This window comes from Prevotella falsenii DSM 22864 = JCM 15124 (assembly GCF_000613945.1).
Lineage (GTDB): Bacteria > Bacteroidota > Bacteroidia > Bacteroidales > Bacteroidaceae > Prevotella > Prevotella falsenii.
The window spans coordinates 1-3,618 of the sequence record NZ_BAJY01000063.1; the positions used below are offsets into that span (position 1 = coordinate 1).

Below are 3,618 nucleotides of genomic sequence, written 5' to 3' on the forward strand. Positions count from 1 at the left end.
GGTCCAATATTATAGGTGTTATAGAAATGAATAATGACCTCTGATAGAAGAATCTACACTTTTTAAGTGTCAAACCGTAGCTTTCATTTTCTGATAGAATTGTTTTCCCTGCAAGGAAGTTTCTCTTTCAGATAAATTGTATGAGAAAAGAGATGTAGGAAAAATCGCTTGCAACAGTTGGAAAAGAGTTAAAAACAATAAAACTAATACGATTAGTTGTTTATTAGAATTATATTGTATATATTTGCGAATAGAAAGAAATAAACTACTATTAATATCAACTTATTGTATCACATCATAAATTTTAGTTACATGAAAGTCAAAACAAAAATCTTATTAACTTTGGTAGTCGGCTTATTGAGCGGTTCGTTGAGTATGGTTCGTGCATCAGTTGCTCTGCACACACCGCAACCCGAGTCAGAGAAAAAGCCTTGCCTTGTAGTTAAATTGCAGGGAGAAGGCGAAAGTGTTTTCTTCTTAGGCGAAAGTCCTAAACTGATGTATTTCTCCGATAGCTTAGCGGTTATTTATAACAACCAGCAATTAAACTTTGCGTTGAAAGACATCAAAGACTTTCACTTTGACGAACGTCTACCGTCGGGAATCACACAAACAGAGGTGCAAGGCGAAGAGCAGGGACAAGCCAATTTTTCAGAAAGTCTTGCTGTGTTCAGAAACTTTCCCGCCGGAACTCGGATTACAGCCTTTACGATTGAAGGGCGTCAGGTTGCTGTTGTCGTAGCAGACAAAGATGGCTATGCACAGCTAAATCTCGGAGAGAAACCGGCCGGGATTTATATCATTAACGTTGGACAACGCTCCTTCAAGTGGTTAAAGAAATAAACGGTCTTGCACCATCTAAATCAAATCCAAATAGTATTAATAACAAAACCCTAAGTAGAATTAAACGTGAAACGATTTAATTCCACCGATGGGATTCCTAAAACATCTGAATTATGAAAAAGAGATTCCTAATCTGCGCGATGGCATCTTTTGCTCTCGTTGCAAACGTTTGTGCTCAGCAATGGAAAATGGTTGTAGCCCACACCGACGACACATACGATACAATTGCCGTAGAAAAGGTTAAAGAAGTAACATTTTTCAAAAGCAACTCAGGTACTATAACTCCGCAAGACTTGGGTATCGAGTTTGTAAAGATACCCGCAGGCACTTTCGTAATGGGAAGTCCCACAGGAGAACCACAGCGCGAATCGGGCGAAATACAGCACACCGTTACACTAACCAAAGACTATTATGTGAGCAAATACCCCATTACGTTCGAACAATACGATAAGTTTTGCGATGCCACAGGTCGCCAAAAGCCTTACGACTATACTTGGGGACGCGAGAAACGCCCCGTTATCGACGTAAGTTGGGACGATGCCGTAGCTTTCTGCGCATGGATAGGCTGTCGTCTACCGACAGAAGCCGAATGGGAATATGCCTGCCGCGCCGGAACAACCACTCCATTCTACACAGGCGATAATCTAACGACAGATGATGCCAATTACGATGGCACTTACCCCTATAATAATCATCAGCAAGGCACCTATCGCAAGAAAACCGTGCCTGTCGGAACAGTAGGTAAGCCTAATACATGGGGACTCTACGATATGCACGGTAACATACAAGAATGGTGCTACGACTGGTATGGTGAATATAGTGCAACTGAAGAAATCGCTACCGACCCCAAAGGTCCCGATAACGGTACATATCGCATACTTCGCGGTGGCAGTTGGACAAGTCGTGCCCTCCAATGCCGCAGTGCTTACCGTGGTGGAAGCGAGCCCAACAGTCGATTGGACGATGCGGGCTTCCGCGTAGTATTAATCAAATAAGGCTGAAACCGGCTGAAACCCCAATCGGTTATTGGGACGCATTTGCTTATATTTGTTATTACCGTCATGCTTGCTTACTGCTTTCGTCCGCTTGCCGGCATCTGCGCAGCCATTACATCTCGACGTAGCCCGCTACGCCTTCGATGAAATGCCGGCACATCTGCTCGACAAGCGAACAAAAGCAGTCAAGGACGCTAATGAACGATTGGGGTTAAATCAGTAAATAATGCACTTACTATTAATGATGTTGTAAGTTAAAAAAGAACTTATACGGTATCAGATTATGGCAAACACATACAAAAGCCTGCAAGAAAAGAGTTCTTGCAGGCTTTTATGTTTATTGTTTTCTTCTTTTGTTTACCGGCAGATTAGAATTCTGCGTTCTTTGGTGTGCGTGCAAATGGAATGACATCGCGGATATTCTGCATACCGGTTACGAAGAGAATGAGACGCTCGAAACCAAGTCCGAAACCGCCGTGAGGGCACGTTCCATACTTGCGTGTGTCGAGATACCAATCGTAAACTTCTTCCTTCATACCGCGATTGCGGATTTCTTCGAGCAGCTTTTCGTAGCTTTCCTCACGAACAGAACCGCCGATGATTTCGCCAATGCGCGGGAAGAGTACGTCGGTCCCCTGCATTGTCTTTCCGTCTTCGTTCTTCTTCATATAGAAAGACTTAATCTGACTTGGATAGTCGGTCATGATTACCGGGCGTTTGAAGTGTTCTTCCACCAAGTAGCGTTCGTGTTCGCTGCTCAAGTCCATTCCCCATTCAGCTACCGGGAACTCGAATTTAACACCATCTTCCTGTGCCTTCTTCAATATTTCGAAGCCTTCTGTGTAGGTAAGGCGCACGAAAGTATCTTTCAAAATGCTTTCGAGGCGGGCAATAAGTTCCTTGTCAATCATTTGGTTGAGGAACTCAAGGTCGTCCTTACAGTTCTCCAATGCCCAACGAACACAATATTTAATGAAATCTTCTTCCAAGTCCATCAGCTCCTGTTGGTCGATAAAAGCCACCTCAGGCTCTACCATCCAGAACTCAGCCAAGTGTCTTGGCGTGTTAGAATTTTCTGCACGGAACGTAGGACCGAATGTGTAGATGGCTCCGAGCGATGTTGCTCCGAGTTCGCCTTCCAACTGTCCTGACACGGTAAGATGGGTTTTCTTGCCAAAGAAGTCGGCACTGTAATCCACTTCGTTTGACTTTGCCACACGGTCTAAGTCGAGTGTAGTTACTTGAAACATGTTTCCCGCACCCTCGGCATCGCTGCCTGTGATAATTGGTGTGTGGAAATAGTAGAAGCCGTGTTCGTGGAAATACCGGTGAATAGCCATTGCCATGTGGTGGCGAATGCGGAACACAGCACCGAAAGTGTTTGTGCGAAGGCGCATGTGCCCATATTTACGCATGTATTCGAAGCTCTGCCCTTTCTTCTGCATGGGGTAGTCGCTTGGGCAAAGACCGTATATTTCTATTTCTTTGCACTGAATTTCAGAAGTTTGTCCCTTACCTTGACTCTCTACAAGCACACCCGTTACGCTGATACAAGCTCCCGTTGTAATGCTTTTGAGTTCGTCGGCGTCCACAGAAGCAGGGTCTACAACCACCTGAATGTTCTTAATGGTAGAACCGTCGTTCAACGCAATGAAATCGACAGCTTTACTGCTACGATGAGAACGTACCCACCCTTTGACGTTTATATCTTTTCCAAAGTCGGTGCAACTTAAAGCATCGACGACTTTTGTTCTTTTCATTATTGCTTATTTATTAATAA

Annotated in this window: 4 protein-coding genes; 3 read left to right on the forward strand and 1 reads right to left on the reverse strand. The window is 44.1% G+C overall.

Translation table 11 applies throughout. The annotated features are described in order from the left end of the window. The first annotated feature begins 312 nt into the window (after window positions 1-312). The 3 genes from JCM15124_RS12325 (at window position 313) to JCM15124_RS16075 (ending at window position 2,061) form a co-directional block, all read left to right on the forward strand. Entirely contained in the window at window positions 313-843 is a 531-nt protein-coding gene (locus JCM15124_RS12325) for a hypothetical protein (RefSeq protein WP_024999650.1), read from the forward strand. Between the two features lie 113 nt (window positions 844-956). Then, window positions 957-1,838, forward strand: a complete 882-nt coding sequence (locus JCM15124_RS12330) for a formylglycine-generating enzyme family protein (RefSeq protein ID WP_024999651.1) — start codon at window positions 957-959, stop codon at window positions 1,836-1,838. A gap of 52 nt (window positions 1,839-1,890) precedes the next feature. Beyond that, window positions 1,891-2,061: a hypothetical protein gene (locus JCM15124_RS16075; RefSeq protein ID WP_156930721.1), complete on the forward strand. Its 171-nt coding sequence runs from the start codon at window positions 1,891-1,893 to the stop codon at window positions 2,059-2,061. 145 nt (window positions 2,062-2,206) lie between these two features. On the opposite strand, the gene asnS is transcribed toward JCM15124_RS16075, so the two are convergent. Then, window positions 2,207-3,598 carry an asparagine--tRNA ligase gene (gene asnS / locus JCM15124_RS12335; RefSeq protein WP_024999652.1) on the reverse strand — a complete coding sequence of 464 codons (1,392 nt, stop codon included), beginning with the start codon at window positions 3,596-3,598 and terminating at the stop codon, window positions 2,207-2,209. Window positions 3,599-3,618 lie beyond the last annotated feature (20 nt).